General features: G+C 70.9%; 14 protein-coding genes. 6 read left to right on the forward strand and 8 right to left on the reverse strand.

The annotated features are described in order from the left end of the window. Positions 1 to 107: 107 nt before the first annotated feature. Complete coding sequence (locus HBK84_RS00770) at positions 108 to 3,716, forward strand: bifunctional proline dehydrogenase/L-glutamate gamma-semialdehyde dehydrogenase (protein WP_167317941.1); 3,609 nt, start codon at positions 108 to 110, stop codon at positions 3,714 to 3,716. Positions 3,717 to 3,865: 149 nt separating this feature from the next. On the opposite strand, the gene HBK84_RS00775 is transcribed toward HBK84_RS00770, so the two are convergent. The 5 genes from HBK84_RS00775 to HBK84_RS00795 all read right to left on the reverse strand — a co-directional run bounded on the left by HBK84_RS00775 (position 3,866) and on the right by HBK84_RS00795 (position 10,160). Next, positions 3,866 to 4,066 (reverse strand): hypothetical protein, encoded by a 201-nt coding sequence (locus tag HBK84_RS00775; protein ID WP_064846442.1) that lies wholly within the window; start codon positions 4,064 to 4,066, stop codon positions 3,866 to 3,868. A 71-nt stretch (positions 4,067 to 4,137) separates the two neighbouring features. Continuing rightward, complete coding sequence (locus tag HBK84_RS00780) at positions 4,138 to 5,460, reverse strand: VWA domain-containing protein (protein WP_167317942.1); 1,323 nt, start codon at positions 5,458 to 5,460, stop codon at positions 4,138 to 4,140. Between the two features lie 244 nt (positions 5,461 to 5,704). Beyond that, the gene (locus tag HBK84_RS00785; RefSeq protein WP_167317943.1) at positions 5,705 to 8,368 is read right to left on the reverse strand and encodes an excinuclease ABC subunit UvrA; all 2,664 of its coding nucleotides are present in this window, start codon (positions 8,366 to 8,368) and stop codon (positions 5,705 to 5,707) included. A 26-nt stretch (positions 8,369 to 8,394) separates the two neighbouring features. Continuing rightward, positions 8,395 to 8,727, reverse strand: a complete 333-nt coding sequence (locus tag HBK84_RS00790; protein WP_167317944.1) for a hypothetical protein — start codon at positions 8,725 to 8,727, stop codon at positions 8,395 to 8,397. Between the two features lie 380 nt (positions 8,728 to 9,107). Beyond that, complete coding sequence (locus tag HBK84_RS00795) at positions 9,108 to 10,160, reverse strand: hypothetical protein (protein WP_167317945.1); 1,053 nt, start codon at positions 10,158 to 10,160, stop codon at positions 9,108 to 9,110. Positions 10,161 to 10,235: 75 nt separating this feature from the next. On the opposite strand from HBK84_RS00795, the gene HBK84_RS00800 reads away from it, so the two are divergent. Both HBK84_RS00800 and HBK84_RS00805 read left to right on the forward strand, forming a co-directional pair. After that, positions 10,236 to 11,474 carry an MFS transporter gene (locus HBK84_RS00800; RefSeq protein ID WP_167317946.1) on the forward strand — a complete coding sequence of 413 codons (1,239 nt, stop codon included), beginning with the start codon at positions 10,236 to 10,238 and terminating at the stop codon, positions 11,472 to 11,474. Positions 11,475 to 11,605: 131 nt separating this feature from the next. Further along, complete coding sequence (locus HBK84_RS00805; RefSeq protein WP_167317947.1) at positions 11,606 to 13,408, forward strand: ABC-ATPase domain-containing protein; 1,803 nt, start codon at positions 11,606 to 11,608, stop codon at positions 13,406 to 13,408. A gap of 170 nt (positions 13,409 to 13,578) precedes the next feature. On the opposite strand, the gene HBK84_RS00810 is transcribed toward HBK84_RS00805, so the two are convergent. After that, entirely contained in the window at positions 13,579 to 15,141 is a 1,563-nt protein-coding gene (locus tag HBK84_RS00810; RefSeq protein WP_167317948.1) for a nucleobase:cation symporter-2 family protein, read from the reverse strand. A gap of 98 nt (positions 15,142 to 15,239) precedes the next feature. Between HBK84_RS00810 and HBK84_RS00815 the strand changes: the two genes are divergently transcribed. After that, positions 15,240 to 15,743: a phosphoribosyltransferase gene (locus HBK84_RS00815; protein WP_064846448.1), complete on the forward strand. Its 504-nt coding sequence runs from the start codon at positions 15,240 to 15,242 to the stop codon at positions 15,741 to 15,743. A gap of 132 nt (positions 15,744 to 15,875) precedes the next feature. Here the strand turns inward: HBK84_RS00815 and HBK84_RS00820 are convergent, their stop codons facing one another. After that, the gene (locus tag HBK84_RS00820; protein ID WP_064846449.1) at positions 15,876 to 17,108 is read right to left on the reverse strand and encodes an acetate/propionate family kinase; all 1,233 of its coding nucleotides are present in this window, start codon (positions 17,106 to 17,108) and stop codon (positions 15,876 to 15,878) included. Positions 17,109 to 17,226: 118 nt separating this feature from the next. Further along, the gene (gene pta, locus HBK84_RS00825; protein ID WP_167317949.1) at positions 17,227 to 19,320 is read right to left on the reverse strand and encodes a phosphate acetyltransferase; all 2,094 of its coding nucleotides are present in this window, start codon (positions 19,318 to 19,320) and stop codon (positions 17,227 to 17,229) included. A 101-nt stretch (positions 19,321 to 19,421) separates the two neighbouring features. Between pta and HBK84_RS00830 the strand changes: the two genes are divergently transcribed. Both HBK84_RS00830 and HBK84_RS00835 read left to right on the forward strand, forming a co-directional pair. After that, positions 19,422 to 19,571: a hypothetical protein gene (locus tag HBK84_RS00830; RefSeq protein WP_167317861.1), complete on the forward strand. Its 150-nt coding sequence runs from the start codon at positions 19,422 to 19,424 to the stop codon at positions 19,569 to 19,571. A 4-nt stretch (positions 19,572 to 19,575) separates the two neighbouring features. Further along, entirely contained in the window at positions 19,576 to 19,839 is a 264-nt protein-coding gene (locus HBK84_RS00835; protein ID WP_167317950.1) for a CopG family transcriptional regulator, read from the forward strand. Positions 19,840 to 19,859 lie beyond the last annotated feature (20 nt).

The following is a 19,859-nucleotide window of genomic DNA, read 5'->3' on the forward strand; positions in this document are numbered from 1 at the left end:
TCACGATAGCGTGTGAGAACCAGCCACGCCGGGCCCGGTGAGACTCGGCTGGTGGCCGAGGGAGTGCCTCGGCATCCTTCCCGGGCCGAGACTTTGGAGGCGTTGCAATGGCACGCACCGTCAATACCGGAACCGATCCTCATGCCCTCGCCGATCCCGCCGTGGACCTCGTGCGCACGTGGCTGCTCAGGGCTCAGGAGAACCAGCGCAAGAACACCCAGAAGAACCCCGCGGAGGACCGTCTGGCCGCCGTGCTCCAGGACCCCAACGGGTTGGAGTTCACGGTGGGATTCGTGGATCGCGTCGTCCGCACCGAGGACACCAAGGCTGCGGCCAAGGCCCTGCAGGACATCGCGACGTTGACCCCGCAGTCCATGCCCGCCACGGACCGGGCCCAGATCCAGGCGGGCACGGCGCTGTCCGGCGTGCTGCCCTCCGTGGTGGTCCCCGCGGCACGCACCCGGTTGCGGCAAATGGTGGGACACATGGTCGTGGACGCCCGCCCCGGCCCGTTCGGCAAGTCCGTCAAGGCCCTGCGGTTGCACGGGCACCGGCTCAACATCAACCTGCTGGGCGAGGAAGTGCTCGGCGAGGACGAGGCCAAGAAGCACCTCGCGGACGCCGAGGGCCTGCTGCGCCGCGAGGACGTGGACTACGTCTCCCTCAAGGTCTCCTCCGTGGTACCGCAACTGTCCCACTGGGGCTTCGACCGCACCGCCGAGCGCGTGGTCGAGCGGTTGCTGCCGCTGTACGAGACCGCGGCCACCAAGGGCACCGGCAAGATGTTCATCAACCTGGACATGGAGGTCTACTCGGACCTCGAACTGACCATCGAGGTGTTCCAGCGGCTGCTGAACAAGCCCCAGCTGAAGAACCTCGAGGCCGGCATCGTCATCCAGGCCTATCTTCCAGACGCCCTCGGCGCCATCCAGCGGCTCTCCGAGTGGTCCGGGCAGCGCGTCGCGGACGGCGGCGCACAGATTAAGGTCCGCCTGGTCAAGGGCGCGAACCTCGCCATGGAGAACGTGGACGCGGAAATGCACGGCTGGCCGCTGGCCACCATGGAGTCCAAGCAGGCCACGGACACCAACTACAAGCGCGTGCTCACCTGGCTGTTCCACCCCGAGCGCATGCGCGGTATGCGCCTGGGGGTCGCGGGGCACAACCTCTTCGACATCGCGTTCGCCCACCTGCTCGCGGCGGAGCGCGGCGTCACCGACCGCATCGAGTTCGAGATGCTCCAGGGCATGGCCACCTCCCAGAGCGAGGCCGTGTCCACGGACGTGGGCCAGCTGCTGCTGTACGTGCCGGCCGTGAAGCCCGCGGAGTTCGACGTCGCCGTGTCCTACCTGGTGCGGCGGCTCGAGGAGAACTCCGCGAACGAGAACTTCATGTCCGGGATCTTCGACCTGGGTCCGGACAACTGGGTCTTCCAGCGCGAGGAGACCCGGTTCCGGGCGGCGCTCGCTGACCTCGAGGACGATCCCCAGGCGCTCGATCCGCGGCGCGTGCAGGACCGCCGCGCGGAAACCGCGGGGGAGACCCCCACGATCCCCCTGGACGAGCCGTTCCGCAACGAACCGGACACGGACGTCTCCGTCCCCGCCAACCAGAAGTGGGCGGAGGAGATCGCCGAACGCATCGGGGACCCCCAGTGGTACGCATCGCTGGCGGTCCCCGAGCTGCTGCGGGACGTCCAGGAGAACTCGGGGGATGCGGTCGAGGCCGTGAACGACGTCGTCGCCACCGCCAAGGCCGCGGGGCAGCGGTGGGCCGCCACGCCCGCTCGCGAGCGCGCCGAGATCCTCAACCGCGCCGGGGACATCCTGGCCGCGCGCCGCGGTCACCTCATGGCCGTGGCCGGCGCGGAGACGGGCAAGGTGTTGGGGCAGAGCGATCCGGAGGTCTCCGAGGCGGTGGACTTCTGCCGCTACTACGCACGGCGCGCGCTCGAGCTGGCCGCCGTGGACGGCGGGGACTTCGTGCCGCACGCCGTGACCGTAGTGACCCCGCCGTGGAACTTCCCGCTGGCTATCCCTACGGGCACTACGGTGGCGCCCCTGGCCACGGGCTCGGCCGTGATCCACAAGCCCTCGCCCGAATCGCGGCGCTGCTCCACCGCCTTGTGTGAAGCACTGTGGGAGGCCGGTGTGCCCCGGGACGTGCTGCAGCTCGTGGCCCCCGTGGAGGGGGAGGCCGGTCAGCAGCTGATCTCCCACCCGGACGTGGAGCGCGTGGTGCTCACGGGCGCGTACGAGACGGCGCAGTTGTTCGCGTCGTGGGATCCCGCGCGGCCCCTCACGGCCGAGACCTCCGGGAAGAACGCGCTCGTGATCACGCCCAGCGCGGACCGTGACCAGGCGGTGTGGGACCTGGTGTCCAGCGCGTTCGGTCACGCGGGGCAGAAGTGCTCCGCCGCGTCGCTCGGCATCCTGGTGGGTTCGGTGGCCACGTCCGAGCGGTTCCGCCGCCAGCTCGTGGACGCCGCCTCCTCCATGGTGGTGGACTGGCCCGTGAACCTGCAGGCCTCGGTGGGCCCCACCGTGGAGCAGCCCTCGGACAAGCTCCGCCGCGCCCTCACCCAGCTGGAGCCGGGTGAAGAGTGGCTCATCGAGCCGAAGCAGCTGGACGACTCCGGGCGGCTGTGGCGTCCCGGGATCCGCACCGGTGTGAAGCCCGGGTCCTTCTTCCACCTCACGGAGTGCTTCGGTCCCGTCCTGGGGCTCATGTCCGCGGACAGCCTGGAACCGGCCGTGGAGCTGCAGAACGCCACGGACTACGGGCTCACCGCGGGCATCCACTCGCTGGACGCGGACGAGATCCTGCGCTGGGTGGACTCCGTGCAGGCCGGCAACCTCTACGTGAACCGGGGAATCACGGGTGCGATCGTGCAGCGTCAGCCCTTCGGTGGCTGGAAGCGCTCCTCCGTGGGCCTCGGTGCCAAGGCCGGTGGTCCCAACTACCTGGCGTCGCTGGGCCGCTGGAAGCGCGCCGGGTTCTCGGACTCCAGCACGGACCGCGGCGCGGCCGGCGCGTGGGTCCTCGCTCCGCGCGTGCACCGCGCCCTGGACGCCGTGACCCCGCTGGTCTCGGACGAGGACCTCGTGTGGCTGCGCCGCGCCGCGCAGTCGGACCAGTCCGAGTGGCAGCGCGAGTTCGGCCAGGTCAAGGACCCCACGGCCCTGCGCAGCGAGGCCAACCTTTTCCGTTACCGTCCCCGCACCGTGGTGGTCCGCGCCCAGGAGGGTGCGTCCCTCACGGACGTCCTGCGCGTGGGTCTCGCGGCGGTGCGCTCGGGCTCGCAGGTGGTGCTCAGCGCCGCCTCGGAGGTGCCGGCCGCCGTGAACGGCCTGTTCGCCACCGTGCTGAACCCTGCCACGGACGAGGAGTTCGCGCACGCCCTGGGCACGGGCTCGCTGGGCCCGCTGGGTCAGCTCTCGGACCTGCGCGCCCTGGACGACGCCGCCCTCGACGTCCGCCACGGCGCCCGCGTCCGCGTGATCTCCCCGTGGGACGGCTCCGAGGAGGACCTCAAGGACCTCTACGCGGTGCGCGCCGAGCACCCGGACATCGCCCTGATCACCGAGGACGTGGTGGGCGCCGGGCGCGTGGAGATGATGTACATGCTGGCCGAGCAGGCCGTGTCCATCACCATGCACCGCTTCGGCAACCATAGCCAGTCCATGCAGCGGGTGGTGGACGAGCTGGTGCGGTGACCCGGTGGCGTCGCCCCTGACGCCTGACCGACCACGAGTCGCGCTCCCGATTCACGGGGGCGCGGCTCGTGCCGTGAGGGGCGGTCCCGGTGCGCCGCTCCCCGGCCCACGGTGCGGTTCCCGGCCTCGGGGCATTTCGCGCCTCAGATTCACCGCCCCCTGGTGTTCTCCTTCTGCTGCCGCCACGTCAGCCCACCGGTCACCATCACGAGCACCGCCACCAGCAGGAGGGCCCACCCGATGAGACCGCGCCAGGCGACGTCGGTGAACGTGAGGAGAGTCGCCGCCAGCACGGCCAGGAGGGCGCCGGGGAAGTAGAGCCGGGTCCGTCGTGAGGCCTGCGCAGTCATGTCTCCACGGTACCGAGGGCCAGGGCACGGGAGCATTGGCCGAACGGGTTGGCGCTCGCCGGAGGACCGGGTCACTCGCTCGTGAGCGCCTTCACGAACACGTCCTGGATATCCTCCGGGGTGCGGGCGACGTGCGAGGAGCCGCCCGTTGCCTCCGCGATCTGCTTCAGGACGTCCGCGTCCGCGTCCTTCGAGATGCCCACGGTGATGATGCGCACGGGGTTGTCCGGGTCCTGCTCGTCCTTGAGCATGGTGAGCAGGTTGTCGAGGGAGATGGAGCCGGGGTCGTGGTTCATGCCGTCGGTCAGGACGATCACCGTGCGCAGATGCCCGGGGGCGTCTTCGTGGAGCACCTCGCGGTAGGCGGCCAGGGTGGTGTCGTACAGGCCGGTGTAGCCGTCGGGGGCGTAGGTCAGGGACTCCACGTCCCGGGAGAGCTGGTCCCGCTGGGTGCCGCCGTCCACCGACGCGGAGAGCTCGCGCACCGGGGTGAGGGAGCGGTAGTCCTTGTCCCCGTCCAGGTGCCGCTGGAAGGTCCACAGGCCGAGGGCGTCGTGCTCGGGAAACAGCCCCACGGCGGTCGCGGCGGCGGCCTTCGTCAGATCCATGCGGGTGGAGCCGTCCTGGTCCACCTTCTCGCCCATGGACCCGGAGGCGTCGATCGCCACGAGTGCGTGGAACGGTTCCGCGAGGTGCTGCCACTGGGCGAGCGCCTGCTGCAGGGCGGCGTCGTCCGCGGTGGGGGCGTCGTCGCCGAGGGTGCTCGCCACGAGCTCCGTGTCCGCGTTACGGGAGTGGTAGGCGTCCCACTCCGCGCGAGAAACCACGGTCGCGCTGCGCGGTGGGGCGCCGGAGGCCGCGCCCGCGGCCAGGGCGGGGCTCAGTGGGCTCGGGCTGGCGGTGGTCGCCGCGGTGGAGTGCTTGACGAGCTGCTCGAGTCGCTCGTCGGCACTGCGCACGGGCGCGGCGTCGCCCTCCGTGCGCGCACGGAATTTCAAGGCCTCGTCCGTGGCGGCCTTATCCGCGCGCCCGTTCTCGGCCTCGCCCAGCGCACGGGAGACCAGCTCGCGCGTGCCGGCGTCCTCCTGGGGGCGCCCCAGCTCCACGTTGCTGTCCTGCAGCACGGCGGACCAGGTGGTCGCGCTGGTCTTGGCGCGGGCGACGACGACGGGCTCCCCACCCGCCGTACTCGCCTCACCGGACGCGGCGCTCGAGGCCGCGTCCGAGGGTTTCTCGCTCGCGGCGTCGTCCCCGCGCGGGATTAGGAAGAGGGCGGCGAGCAGCAGCAGGGCGGCCACCAGGCCCAGGGCCAGCCAGGTCAGCAGCGTGCCGCTCGGCCCGCGGCGTTCGGCGCGGTGCGCTCCGCGGTGCCGGTGCGTTCCAGGATCGGTCATCTCGGTGTTCCCCCGTCTCGTGCGTCACGGCCCCTGCGGGCGGTGGTGCACAGCCAGCCCGCTGCCCGCAGTGATGCGGCCGCGGTGCGTCCCCACGCCGTGGTGAGGTGGCACACACGACGTCTTCCCCGGGGACAACATTACGAGGTTTCGACGACGCCGCGGCGGCATGACGCCGTTTGGCGCCGCCGCTGGGGCCGGGCCATCCCCCTGCCCGTGCAGACCACCCGGCCCGACCGCCGGGTCAGCCCAGCACGGCCCGCAGGTACGGTGCAGTGGCGCTGTCCGGGTGCGCCGCGACGTCGGCGGGAGTGCCCGCGACAACCACCCGCCCGCCGTCCGAGCCGGCACCCGGGCCCATGTCGATCACGTGATCGGCCTGGGCAACCATGCGCATGTCCAGCTCGGCCATGACCACCGTGTTGCCCGCGTCTGCCAGCCCCTGCAGGTGGTTCATGAGCCGGTCGCTGTCCGCGGGGTGCAGTCCGGCGGTGGGCTCGTCCAGCACGTAGAGAGTGTCCCCGCGCGAGGCCCGCTGCAGCTCGGAGGCGAGCTTGACCCGCTGCGCCTCCCCGCCGGAGAGCTCGGTGGCGGGCTGGCCCAGCCGCAGGTAGCCGAGTCCCACGTCCCGCAGCACGCCCAGAGTGTGGTGGACGGCGTCCTCGCCCTCGAAGAACGTGTGCGCCTCGTCCACGCTCATGGCCAGCACATCCGCCACGGAGCGCTCCCGCCACAGCACCTCCAGGGTCTCGGCCTTGTAGCGGGTGCCGTGGCAGTCCGGGCAGGGTGCGTAGATGCTCGGCAGGAACAGCAGCTCCACCATCACGCTGCCCTCGCCCTCGCACGTGGGGCAGCGCCCGCCGGCCACGTTGAACGAGAACCGTCCGGCCTTGTAACCGCGCCGTTTCGCCTCGTCCGTGGCGGCGTAGAGCTTGCGGACGGCGTCGAACAGCCCGGTGTAGGTGGCCACGTTGGAGCGCGGGGTGCGCCCGATGGGCTTCTGGTCGATCACGACGACGCGCCGCACGCTCCCCGGCAGGGAGACCACGTGCCCGCGCACGTCGTCCGCGGCGTCGTCGGCCGTCAGCAGGTCCGACTCCGGGTCCCCGGTGATCTCCGTGTCCTCCGGGCCGCCGTGGCCCAGCCGCTCGCGCACCAGCACCGGCAGCGCCTGACTGACCAGGCTGGACTTGCCCGAGCCGGAGATGCCGGTGACGGCGGTGAGGCACCCAGCGGGGAGGCTCACGTCCAGGCCGCGCAGGTTGTTGCGGGTGACGCCCTCGAGCTGCAGCCACCCCTGGGGCGTGCGGGGCTCGCGCGCCACGGCCGACGGCGCGTGCTCGGCGAAGAGGTAGCGTCGCGTCGCGGACTCGGGCACGTCGGCGAGACCGCCCGGCTTACCGCTGTAGAGCACGCGGCCGCCGCGCTCGCCGGCATCCGGGCCGATGTCCACGAGCCAGTCCGCCTCGTGGATCACGGTCAGGGAGTGCTCCACCACGAACAGACTGTTGCCGCGGTCCTTGAGTCCGTGCAGGATCCCGATGAGCGCGTCCAGGTCCCGGGGGTGCAGACCTGCGGAGGGCTCGTCCAACACGTAGACCACCCCGAAGAGCTGGGAGGAGAGCTGGGTGGCCAGCCGCAGCCGCTGCCGCTCACCACCGGAGAGCGTGGGCGTGGTGCGGTCCAGGGAGAGGTAGCCCAGGCCCAGGTCGATCATGGGCTGCAGCCGCGCCACGAGGTCCGCGGCGAGGCGCTGCGCGGCGGCCCGCTTCTCCACGGAGAGGTTCGGGGTGCGCCGGACGTCCGGGGCGGCGTCATGCGAGGCACCGCCCTCCGCGACCCGCGAGGCGGTGGAGGCGGCGCGGGCCTCGGCGTCGAGCACGTGGTCCTCCATGTGCTGGGCCTCACCCGGGGTCCAGTCCTCGGCGGTCACCGAGCGCGCGATCTCCGCCACGCGTGCGAGCGGCAGGTGCGAGAACTCCGCGATGTCCAAGCCCTCGAACGTCACGGACAGGGACTCGTGCTTGATCTTCTTGCCGTGGCACTCCGGGCACAGTTCGCTCGTGAGGTACTGGGCCGCGCGCTTCTTGGTGCTCGGGCTCTTCGCGTTGGCGAAGGTGTCCAGCACGTAGCGCCGCGCCCCGATGAACGTGCCCTGGTACGTGGCCTCCACACCCTCCTCCTGGGCCTTGCGCGTCTGGTTCGGGGTGAGCCCGCGGTACACGCCCACCGTGGGGCGGTCCTCGGTGTAGAGAATCCAGTCCCGGTCCTTCTTCGGCAGGTCCTTCCAAGGGGTGTCCACGTCGTAGCCCAGGGAGACCAGGATGTCCCGCTGGTTCTGCCCCGCCCACGCCACGGGCCAGGAGGCGACGGCGCGCTCACGGATGGTCAGCGACGGGTCCGGGACCATGGTGTCCTCGGTGACCTCGTAGACCCGCCCGATCCCGTGGCACGTGGGGCACGCGCCCTGCACAGTGTTCGCGGAGAAGTCCTCCGCGTAGAGCATGGCCTGTTCCGGCGGGTACCAACCGGCGCGAGAGTACAGCATCCGGACCAGGCTCGACAGCGTGGTCACGGTGGCCACGTCCGAGCGCGCTCCGCCCCCGCCGCGCTGCTGCTGGAGGGCGACGGCGGGCGGCAGCCCCTCAATCACGTCCACGTCCGGGACACCCGCCTGGTCGATCAGCCGGCGCGCGTACGGCGCCACGGACTCCAGGTAGCGTCGCTGCGACTCCGCGAACAGCGTGCCGAACGCGAGGGACGACTTCCCCGAGCCGGACACCCCCGTGAACACCACGATGGAGTCCCGGGGCAGGTCCAGGGAGACGTCCCGGAGGTTGTTCTGGCGCGCGCCGCGCACCACCACGCCGTGCTGCCAGGATGCGGTGCCGTGCTGTTCAGTAGTCACCTAGTCCACGCTACCCGGGGGTTCCGTCAGGCGGAGCGGGCCTGCCCTTCGGCGGTGTCCGGCATGGGGGACAACCAGCCATACAGCGTCGTCAACACCGTCGACATCCCCGCGGGCGCCGCATGACCGCCCATCACCACGGGGCGCGGTCGAGTGCTGCTCGAATACACCGCAGAGCGGCCCGGACCGCGGCCGCGCTCGCCCCGATTGAGCACCATGGGAAGGACGTGGACTTCGAGCGCACGGGTACTCTCAACCTGGCCGTGGAACCTCACCAGGTGCGGTGGCTGAACGAGCCCCATGCCGAGGACGGTTCCAGCGTCTTCCTGGATGAGCGCGTGGTGCGTGGGCAGGTCCACTCCCCACGTACCTCGCCGGGCGGTGGAGGAAGCGGGCGTGTGCCATGGTCCACCCCGCCACACTGGCCCGGGTGGTCACGGAGCTGGGTGGCGGGATCCACGAATACAGCCGCATGACCGAGCTGGACACCTCGGGTGACGGCGTGGTGGCCCGCACCGACGCCGGGCTCGTGGGGGAGCCTCGTGCCGTGCTGGCCACCAACGTGTTCCCGTCCCTGCTCGAGCGCGACAGGCTCAAGACCGTCCCGGTCTCCGACTACGCGCTGATGACCGAGCCGCTCACCGACGGGCAGCTGGACTCGATCGGGTGGCGCAACAGGCAGGGCCTGGCGGATCTGGCCAACCTACCGGCCCGGCGGGGGTCGGCGGTCCTGAAGCGGTCAGAACAGGAGCACCAGCACCACGATGACCGCCACGATCACTGCGAACACGATGGCCCAGTTGCGGGCCACGTGGCGGTCCTCGGCCCGGGTCTGCTCGCTGTCCGGGTCCCGGTCCGCGTACCGGTCGCTGCCCACGCCGTAATACAGCTCGTTGGTGGACGGTTCGCGCGGGGGCACCGGCGGTCCGTGGCGGTCGGGCGAGCCCGAGGGACCGGCCGGGTGGGCGGCGTCGTTCCCGTCCTGGGACTCGCCGCCGGTGGGACGTCCCGAGAGGCTGCCCGGCTCCCAGGTCTGCCGCGGTGCGTTGGCGCCGGGGCCCGCGATCGAGTCGCGCACGGGCACACCCTCGCCCGGGTAGCGATGTCCGGGCCGGGAGGGCTCGTCCAGCTCGTCCTCACCCAGCATCTCGGAGGCCGGGATGCCGGTGGTCGTGACCGCGGGGCCCTGCGAGCCGACGGGACCCTGCGGCGTCGGCATCGAACCGGGCGCGGACGACGCCGCCGCTCCGCCGTCCCGGGGGTTGTCCGCCGCCGCGCGCAGCACTTCCGAGAAACGGGCCAGTGGCTCCCGCTGCGCGGGTGCCGCGTCGTGGGCGACCTGGTCCGCGCGATCCGCGACGGAACGCAGCACTGCAGTGTCGGACAGCCCGAGATCCCGGGCCGCCATGGCGAGTTCGAGGGGCGGGTGAGAAGGGTCCGCGGTGGTGGCCCACTCCAGCAGGCCGGTGCGGACGGGGGAGGACAGGGATTCCCGCAGGGCGGGCTGGAGCACCGGGACGTCCGCGAGCGCGAGCAGTTCGGACGGCGGGGTGCTGCCGTAGCCGTGGGCGGCCTGGTCCAGCGGGCCGCGGTGGCCGAAGAGGGCGGCGAGCATGGCGGCCGCCGCGTACCGGTCCTCCACGGTGCGCACGTCTGAAACGCGGCGCATCAGTTCCGCCTGGGCAGGGGAACCCGCCTGGCGGACCGTGTCCAGCAGTGCAGGGTCCGCGCGCACCAGCCGCGCCGGTTCCTGCAGGGCCCGGGCGAGCTCCGGATCCAGTGAGTCACTCATGACGTCCGCCTTTCTCAGTCGTGGGGAAAGCCTACGGGAGGTCGAGGGCGTGGTGCGGGGCTAGGGTGATCGACTGTGACCCGCACCCCATCCGCGCCGACGCGCAAGGCCCCCGGAATCCTGCTGGCGGTGCTCATGGCCGCGATGGCCGCCGGGCCGGTGTTCAACTACGGGGTGGGTGCGCTGAGCGCCACCATCGTGGAGAGCTACGGGATCACCGAGGGGCAGTATGGGTTCATCATCACGGCGGTGTTCGTGGTAGCGGGTCTCGCGGCGCCGCTGCTGGGGGTGCTCGCGGACCGCATTGACACCCGCGTGCAGCTCACCCTGATCTTCGGGGGTGTGCTGGTGGCGTTCCTGCTCAGCGCCACGTGGCAGTCCTACGCCATGCTGCTGGTCGCGGCCCTGATTGCGGGTCTCGCGCAGTCCTTTTCCAACCCGGTGACCAACCGCATCGTCGCGCAGCGCGTGCCGCTGGCCCAGCGCTCCGCGTGGATGGGGTGGAAGCAGTCCGGGGTGCAGGTGGGTCTGCTGGTCGCGGGCCTCACGTTCCCGGTGGCGGGCGCGGCGTTCGGGTGGCGGGGTGCCGCGCTGTTCGGCGCGCTGCTGTGTGTTCCCCTGCTCGTCACGGGGTGGACCGTGGTCACCCGGCTGCAGCGCCGCGCCCGAGAGAACACCCCGACGACGCCGCCCGCTCCCTCTCCCGTCGCGCCCTCCGCCGCGGCGTCGTCGGGGGCGCTGCCGCCCGCGGTGTGGCTGCTGACGCTGACGTCCTTCCTCAACGCGGTGGGCACGCAGGGCGTGAACGTGTACGCGTCCCTGTTCGCGGTGCGGGCCATGGGGTACACCGTCACGGTGGCCGGGTTGCTGCTGGGCATGATGGGGGTGATCGGGATCGGAAGCCGGATCGGGTGGGGCCGGGTGACCGGCAGGCTCGGCAGACCCGCACCGCTGATCCAGGTCATGAGCCTGGGCGGGATCGTGGGGCTCGGGCTGCTCGTGCTCGCGGAGACGACGCAGCAGCACTGGCTCATGTGGCTGGGCGTCGCCTTCCACGCCGCGCTGCCGCTGGCCGCGAACGTGGTGATCAACTCGGGAATCGTCGCCGCCGTGTCCAGGGAACGGATCGGTGTGGCGTCCGGACTGGTGGCCACCGGGATGTACCTGGGCTTCGCGCTGGGGCCCGTGGTGGTGGGCCAGCTCGTGGACCTCACGGGGGCGTTCACCGCCGGATGGGCCGCCATCGCCGGGGCATACGTGCTGTGCTTTGTGGCCGCGCTGGTGCTCGGGCGGGTGCAGGCACGCAGAGCCTGAGATGTGAACGGGGCCCGGGGCGCGCAGCGCTCGCTTGGGCCTGGTCCCCCGGCCCGTTGCTTGTGGGAAACCGCACGGGGAGGCGGCCCTGCCGCGTGCCCCGGCCCCCGCACATGTGGTGCGATGGACCCATGAGCACACCTCGCACGGACCTCTCGCAGGCCCTCCGCCGCCTGGATGGCAGCAGCTACAGCGCGTACAAGCAGCTCAAGGGTTTGTGGCGGCTCGGGGAGGTGGAGCTCGTCCTGGACCGCGTGCAGTCGGACCCGTACGCCCCGCCGTCCCTCGCGCGCGTGCGGCTGCCCCTGCGCAGCACGGGGATCCCGAGTGGGCTGATCGCCTCGAAGGACCGACGCGTGGCGGCCGGGGACTTCCTCACCCGGCAGTTCTCCCGTGCCGCCCGTGAGCTGGGCCCGCGCGGTGGCAAGGACTCGGGCGGGATCTCCATCCAGAGCACTGGCCAGGAGATCCTCGAGCGCTCGTCCGTCCTGGTGCCGGACCCCGCGGCCGCGGATGCGCACCTGGAGGTGCGCTGCGAGATCGCCCTGCCCGCCGCGGGCCGCCGCATCAAGGGCCATGCCGCGCACCGGCTGCTCACCGAGGTGCTGCCGGGCGTCGTCGAGCGCGCGCTGCGGTACGAGAACCTGGACGCCCGCGCCCTGCAGGCCCACGTGACCTCCCACCTGGACGCCCAGCACCTGCGGGAGCAGCTGCCGCAGCGTGGACTTGTGGCGTTCGTCGCGGACAGCGCCGTGCTGCCGCGCGCCTCCGGGCACCGAGACGAACCGCTGGCCCGGGGCGCCGTCCCGTTCGAGACGCCTCCGGAGCTGCGCGTGGAGCTCGAGCTCGAAGACGGGTCGACCGTGAGCGGCATGGGGATCCCCGAGGGCGTCACGGTGGTCGTGGGTGGCGGCTACCACGGCAAGTCCACGCTGCTGCAGGCCCTGGAGCGCGGGGTCTACAGCCACGTGCCCGGCGACGGCCGCGAACGCGTGGTCACCCTGCCGAGCGCCATGTCCGTGCGCGCGGAGGACGGCCGGGCCGTGAGCAACACGGACGTCTCGCCGTTCATCAACAACCTGCCCACCGGCGCGGACACCCGCGACTTCAGCACGTCCAACGCCTCCGGCTCCACGTCCCAGGCGGCCGCCACTGTGGAGGCCGTCGAGGCGCAGGCGGCGGTGCTCCTGCTGGACGAGGACACGTGCGCCACCAACCTCATGGTGCGGGACGAGCGGATGCGGGCCATGGTTCCGGGCGAACGCGAGCCCATCACACCGTTCGTGGACCGCGCGGGGGCCCTGTACGCGGAGCGTGGGGTGTCTTCGATCCTGGTCACGGGTGGCTCTGGGGCGTTCCTGGACGTCGCGGACCTGGTGATAGCCATGGACGCCTACCGCGCCGTGGATGTCACCGACCGCGCCCGGCAGGTGGTGCGGGACTTCCCGCGCCCCGAGGACATGCGTCCTGCGGCATCCTTCGGGGAGATCCGCCCGCACGTTCCTGGCGGCGCCCCGGAAGCGCCCGGCACGGTCCCGGTCGAACGCGGTGCCACCCCGTCCGGACCAGGTGCCGCGGGGCACGACGTCTCCCGGTCCGGTCCGCGCCATGGCGCCGCCCAGCGGGGCGGCAGGGACAAACCCGCTCGAGCTCGCGGTCTCGACACCATCCAGTGGGGCCGCGAGGACGTGGACCTCTCCGCTCTGAGCCAGCTCGTGGACCCTTCGCAGACGGAAGCGATTGCGCGGCTTCTGGAGGAGGTCGAGCGCACGGCCGACGGCCGCACTCCTCTGACCGAGCTGGTGGACGCGGCCCTGGAACGGGTGGTGCGGGACGGACTGGATGCCCTGGCCCACCACCGCGGCCACCCGGGCCATCTGGCCCTGCCCCGTGCGCAGGACGTGGTGGCGGCCTACCACCGGGTGCGCCGATGAGGGGCAGCGCGTGATCCCGGCAGCGGTGTGCGTCCCCTCGTACGGCTGCTCCCTCGGGGCGGAGGAGGGGCAGAAATCCGCGGCGGTGGAGCGCCGGCGGTGCACAGGCCGAGACTCGCGGAGGAGAAGGGGAGGAGAGACGCGCAGGTGGGGAGCGACGTCGTCCGGGGTTAGTTATCCACCGCGCGGCGAATGTCCTCCAGCGACGTCAGCTCGCCCGCGTTGATGCGTTCGCGCACCGACTCGTACTGCTCCTGGGAGGACGCGAACGGGATCTCCCGCCCCTGGGCGTCCAGCAGGCGGCCGTCCACGAACTGGTCACCGTCCTGCAGTGCGCCAGCCTCGCGCGGGGAGAGCACCCGCAGCCCCACGGTGTTCATGCCCATGGCCTCGGTGGTGCGCCGGCTGCGGCCCATCTCGTTGAAGAAGAAGTTCAGGACCAGCGCGGCCACGGCGGCGGACGAGATGCCGGAAGAAAAGATGATGCCCACCCAGTCGGGGAACGCGTCGTAGAAGGTGGGGACCACGATCGGGACCATGCCGAAGGACAGGGAGACGGCCACGATGATCAGGTTCATGCCGCCGCGGTAGTCCACACGGGCCAGCGTGCGGATGCCCGAGGACATCACGGTGCCGAAGAGCACGAAGCCCGCACCGCCCATCACCGGCAGGGGGATGGCGGCGATGACCTGGCCGAGCACGGGCAGCATGCCCAGCAGCACCATGAACACGCCACCCAGGGCCACCACGTAGCGGCTCTTGACCTTGGTGATCGCCACCAGGCCCACGTTCTGCACGAACGCCGTCTGCGTGAAGGAGTTGAACACCGGCGCCACGGCGGAGGACAGCATGTCAGCGCGCAGCCCGTCCGCGATGCGTGCCGAGTTGATGCGCGAGCCCGTGATCTCGGACAGGGCCAGGATGTCAGCGGTGGTCTCCGCCATGTTCACCAGGATCACAATGCCCATGGCCACGATCGCCGCCATGTGGAACGTGGGTGCACCGAAGTGGAACGGGGAGGGCAGCGCAACCCACGGCCCCTGCCCCACGTGCGAAAAGTCCGCCATGCCGGTGGCCCACGCCACCACGGTGCCCACCACGATCGCCACCAGGATGGCCAGCCGTGACAGCACCGCTCCGCCGAACTTGGACAGCAGCAGCACGGCAAGCAGCGTGACCCCCGCCAGGGCGATGTTGCCCAGCGAGCCGTAGCCGGGTGCCTTCTCGTCCCCGCCCATGGACCACGACGCCGCCACGGGCACCAGGGTGATGCCAATGGTCGTGATGATGGACCCCGTGACCACGGGCGGAAAGAAGCGCAGCACGCGGGCAAAGAAGGGGGCCACCAGGAACCCGAAGGCGGAGGCCACCATGATGGAGCCCATCACCGACTGGATGCCGCCCCCCGTGGCCAGCACGGACAGCATCGTGGCGATCCCGGTGAAGGAGACCCCCTGCACGAGCGGCAGCTGGGAACCGATCCGCGGCAGCCCCCACGCCTGCAGGAACGTGGCGAACCCGCCCACGAACAGGGCGGCGGCCACGAGCAGGGCGGTGGTGGCGGCGTCGTATCCGGCGGCACTGGCCACCACGAGCGGCACGGCGATCAGACCGCCGTACATGGTGAGGATGTGCTGCACGGCGTACGCCACGGTGCGCCCGGCGCCCAGCCGTTCGTCCTCGGGGCGGGACCCCCGCTCGTGGGAAAGGGCGGGTGATGCGCTGCTGGGCATGAGGATCCTCGATCGGGGCAGTCGTGAGGGGACACGGAAAGTGTAGGCGGGCGCGGCGCGTGCAGTGCCCGCCGCGCAAAACCGACTAGCCTACGGGAATGGCCTTTCACGCGGACTCCACCGAACTGGACAACAAGGAAATCCTGACCTGGGAGGGGTTCGGGACCGCCACCCGGGAACTCGCCCAGCAGATCGTGGACTCGGAATTCGTCCCAGACATCATCATCGCGGTGGCGCGCGGTGGTCTGCTGCCCGCCGGGGCGCTGTCCTACGCCATGGGCGTGAAGCTCTCCGACGCCGTGAACGTCGAGTTCTACACGGACGTCCACGAGACCCTTCCGGACCCGGTGCTGCTCGCCCCCATGCTGGACACGGACTCCATCAGCGACAAGAAGGTACTGGTCGTGGACGACGTCGTGGACTCCGGACGCACCCTTTCCCTCGTGTTGGAGCTGCTGCGCGGCTATGGCGCCGAGTGCCGCTCCGCCGTGGTCTACGAGAAGCCCCGCTCGGAGGTCCGTCCGGACTTCTCCTGGAAGTCCACGGACGAGTGGATTGTCTTCCCGTGGTCCGCGCAGGAGCCGGTGACCAAGCAGGGCTGATCCGCCCGTCGGCGCCGCCCCGCGCGCTGCAAAGACTCAGCAGGTGCCGTCTACCGAACAGCAGATGGCACCTGCTCCGTTAAAGCACGCGATTGCGGGGGGACGGGGCGGGGGGGTCTGGTGCGCGAGGTGTTACTTCTTGACCCGCTCCCACACCAGCCCGGCCGTGGCCTCCGCGATGGCCCGCTCCTCGTCCGTGGCCACCACGAGGACCTCGATTGCGGAGGTCTCCGCACTGATGCGGGCCACGTCCCCCCGGGGGGCCTCGTTGAGCGTGGGGTCCAGGGTGATCCCGAGCGCGCCCAACTGGTCGCACACCAGGGCGCGGAACTTGGGGGAGTTCTCGCCGATGCCCGCGGTGAAGATCAGCGCGTGGGCTCCACCGACTGCCACGTGGTAGCCGCCGATGTACTTCGCCAGGCGGTAGGCGGCCATGTCCAGTGCGAGCTGCGCCCGCCGGTCCCCGGAGCTGGCCCGCTGCGCCACGGCCCGCATGTCCGAGTCCCCGCAGACGCCCTGCAGACCGGACTCGTTGTTGAGGATTCGGTTCATGTCCTGGGCGCTCATCCCGGGGTTGCGCTCCAGCATGGCGGTGACCACGGAGGGGTCCAGGTCCCCGCTACGGGTGCCCATGACCAGTCCGGCCAGGGGGGTGTAGCCCATAGAGGTGTCGTAGGAGCGGCCCTCGCGGATGGCGGTGGCCGAGGCGCCGTTGCCCAGGTGGGCCACCACGGTGTTGAACTGTTCCCGCGGGATGCCCAGGAACTCGCAAGCCTTGCCGGTCACGTAGTCGTGCGAGGTGCCGTGGAAACCGTAGCGGCGCATCCCGTGTAGCTCGTACCACTGCTCGGGGACGGCGTAGCGCCAGGCCTTCTCGGGCATCGTGCGGTGGAAGGCGGTGTCGAACACGCACACCTGGGGCATCCCCGGATAGGTCTTCTGGATGGCTCGCAGTCCCAGGGCATGCGCGGGGTTGTGCAGCGGTGCCAGCGGGGCCAGCCGCTCGATCGCCCGGATGATCTCGTTGTTCACCAGCACGGGGGCGGAGAAGCGCTCGCCGCCGTGCACCACGCGGTGGCCCGCGGCGTCGATGGTGCGCCCGCCGAGCTCTTCGTCCAGACGCTGGGCGAGGATTTCCAGGGCCTGGGTGTGGTCCTGGATCTCCGACGTGCCGATGTTCTCGATCAGCCCCTTGGTGATCACCTCGCCGCCTGCCATGCCCGCGGTGGCCGTGGCGAGGGGGACGTTCTCGTCGATCGCGGGCATGGAGGAAGTGTAGGCCTGCGGTTCCCCGTCCGCCGGTTCGACCTCTCGCACCTGGTACTTGATGGAGGACGAGCCGCAGTTGACGACCAGTACGAGCATGGTGGTTTCCCTTCGGCGGCGCGCGGGCCGCGGTTGCCAGTGGCGGAGTTCGGGGTTGACGACGCCGCTGCGTCACCAACGCGGGCACGGCGGCCCCGCGCGCGGGGCCGCCGTGTCGTCACAGCGTTTGTGCTTGGATCGCGGTGATCGCGACCGTGTTGACGACGTCGTCCACGGTGCACCCGCGCGAGAGGTCGTTCACGGGTTTGCGCAGTCCCTGGAGCACGGGCCCCACGGCCACCGCGCCCGCCGACTGCTGTACGGCCTTGTACGTGTTGTTGCCCGTGTTCAGGTCCGGGAACACGAACACGGTGGCCTGTCCGGCCACGTTCGACCCCGGGAGCTTGGACTTGGCGATCGAGGCATCCACGGCGGCGTCGTACTGGATGGGCCCCTCGACCTCAAAATCGGGGTGGGCCTCGCGCACGAGGTCGGTCGCGGCGCGTACGCGCTCCACGTCCTCCCCGGAACCGGACCCGCCGGTGGAGTAGGAGAGCATGGCCACGCGCGGCTCCACTCCGAACTCCCGGGCGGTCTGGGCGGAGGCGAGGGCGATGTCCGCGAGGGCCTGCTCGTCCGGGTTTGGGTTCACGGCGCAGTCGCCGTAGACCAGCACGCGGTCCGCGAGCAGCATGAAAAACACGGAGGAGACGATGTGTACGCCCTCGCGGGTCTTCACGAATTCCAGGGCGGGGCGGATGGTGTTGGCGGTCGTGTGGGCCGCTCCGGAGACCATTCCGTCCACGTCCCCCATCTGCACCATCATGGTCCCGAAGTAGGAACCGTCGGTCATCCGTTCGAGGGCCTGTTCCTTGCTCACACCCTTGTGGGAGCGCAGTTTCACGTACTCGTCGGCGTATTTCTCGCGCAGTGCGGCGTCGTGCTGGAAGTCGACGACGTGCAGACCCTCGGCGTCGAAGTCGAGATCGATGCCCTCCGACTGTGCGAGCGCCCGGACGCTCTCGGGTTCGCCCAGCACGGTGAGGTCGCAGAAGTTGCGGCGGTGGATCATCTCCGCGGCGCGCAGGATGCGGGGGTCGTCACCCTCGGGCAGCACGATGTGCTTGCGGTCCGCGCGCGCGGATTCCACGAGCTCGTGGAGGAAACGCAGCGGCGTGCGCTTGACGGGTCGCGGCAGGGAGAGCCGGTCGGAGAGTTCGTCGCTGTCCACGTACTCGGCCCACGCGCCGCGCGCGGCGGCGATCTTGCGGGAGTGGGCGCCGGCCAGGGTACCGCGCGTGGTGCCCACGGCCTCCGCGGTGGAGAACGTGTCCTGGTCGGTGGTCAGCACGGGGAACGGCGCCGCGGCCAGCAAGGACGCGACCGCGCCCTCGGGGCGGAACCCGCCCGTGAGCAACATTCCCGCGGGCACGGGCAGGGTCGAGGCGAACGACGACGCTAGGGTCGCCGAGACCACGTCCGTCCGGTCCCCGGGGGTGATCACCAGGTCCCCGTCCGCGATCTGGTCCAGGAAGTTCCCGGCGGTCATCGCGGCCACCTTCACGGCCTTGATGTCGCGGTCCAGGGACGTGGAGTTGAAGTCCGTGCCGTAGCCCTGGGCATCCACGAGCTCGGCGACGGTGGGGTTCGAGATCGCGGGGATCTCCGGGATCACGTACGCGGGGAGGTTGTGGTTGCCGGGCTTGGCCTCCCGGCGGATCTGCTCCGCCTGCTCCGGGTCCGCGCGGTTGACGATCACGGCGTAGATGTCGCACCCGGCCTGGCGCAGCTCGGTGCGGGTCACGTCGATCGCGTTGAGCACGTCCTTCACACGCCCGGACTCGTGGGCTCCGATCACCGCGGCCACGGAGCAGCCCATGTTGTTGGCCAGGCGGGCATTGAGGTCGAACTCGGCGGTGACAGCGTTGTGGGCCAGCAGGTCGGTGCCGTCCACGACGATCACATCGCACTCCAGCGCCATCTCGGAGTACACGGCCATGGCGGCGGAGTCGAGGTCGTCGTGCTCACCGGAGGCGAGGATCTCGCGGCAGCGTTCCAGAGACACCGCGCCCCGGCACCGGGAGTCCGGGAGGTCGAAGGTGCGCTTCATGAGCTGCAGGACGGAGTCGTCTTCCGGTGCCGCGCCGTCGAAGACCGGACGGAAGAAACCCAGGGCGTCCGTGCGCTTGAACATGGTGTCCGCGAGGCCCAGTGCCACCAGCGTCTTGCCGCTCCGCGGTGTCATGGCGGAAATGTAGATGCCCTGCGTCATGGAACGAGCTCCCTCACGGTCGACCGGCTATACGTCCCAGTCTAGGGAACCCGCCTCCGACCACGAGTCGTCCCACCGGGCTGGTTTCGTACGAAAATCGCATGAACAGGCAGCGTGCGGGCCTCTGGGCCGACGCCGGTGGGCGGCTGGTGGAGTACATTGCGGTCGAGGACGAGCCTGACGGATGGCTGGTGTTCCACGCCATGGCCGCGACCAAGAAGGTTCTCATCAAGGTAGGGCTGAGGAGGTAGGCACATGAGCAAGTACAGCGATGTGAACGGTACTCCGTTCACGGACGAGGACATCGATCAGTGGGCCGCCGAAGCGGAATCCGGGCAGGGGTACACGGATGGACATGTCGGTCCCTCGGTGCCCGGACGTCCCATCAGTGTGGGCACTCAGGCGCGTCCTTTCACGCTCCGTCTGGACGCCGCACGTCGCGCGAAGTTGGATGAGGCGGCGCGGGAGCGGCACACCACGCCTTCCCAGCTGATGCGCGAACTCATCGACGCACTCTGACGACACGGGTCCGGGAAACT

Source organism: Kocuria sp. KD4 (assembly GCF_011769905.1).
Taxonomy (GTDB): domain Bacteria; phylum Actinomycetota; class Actinomycetes; order Actinomycetales; family Micrococcaceae; genus Kocuria; species Kocuria marina.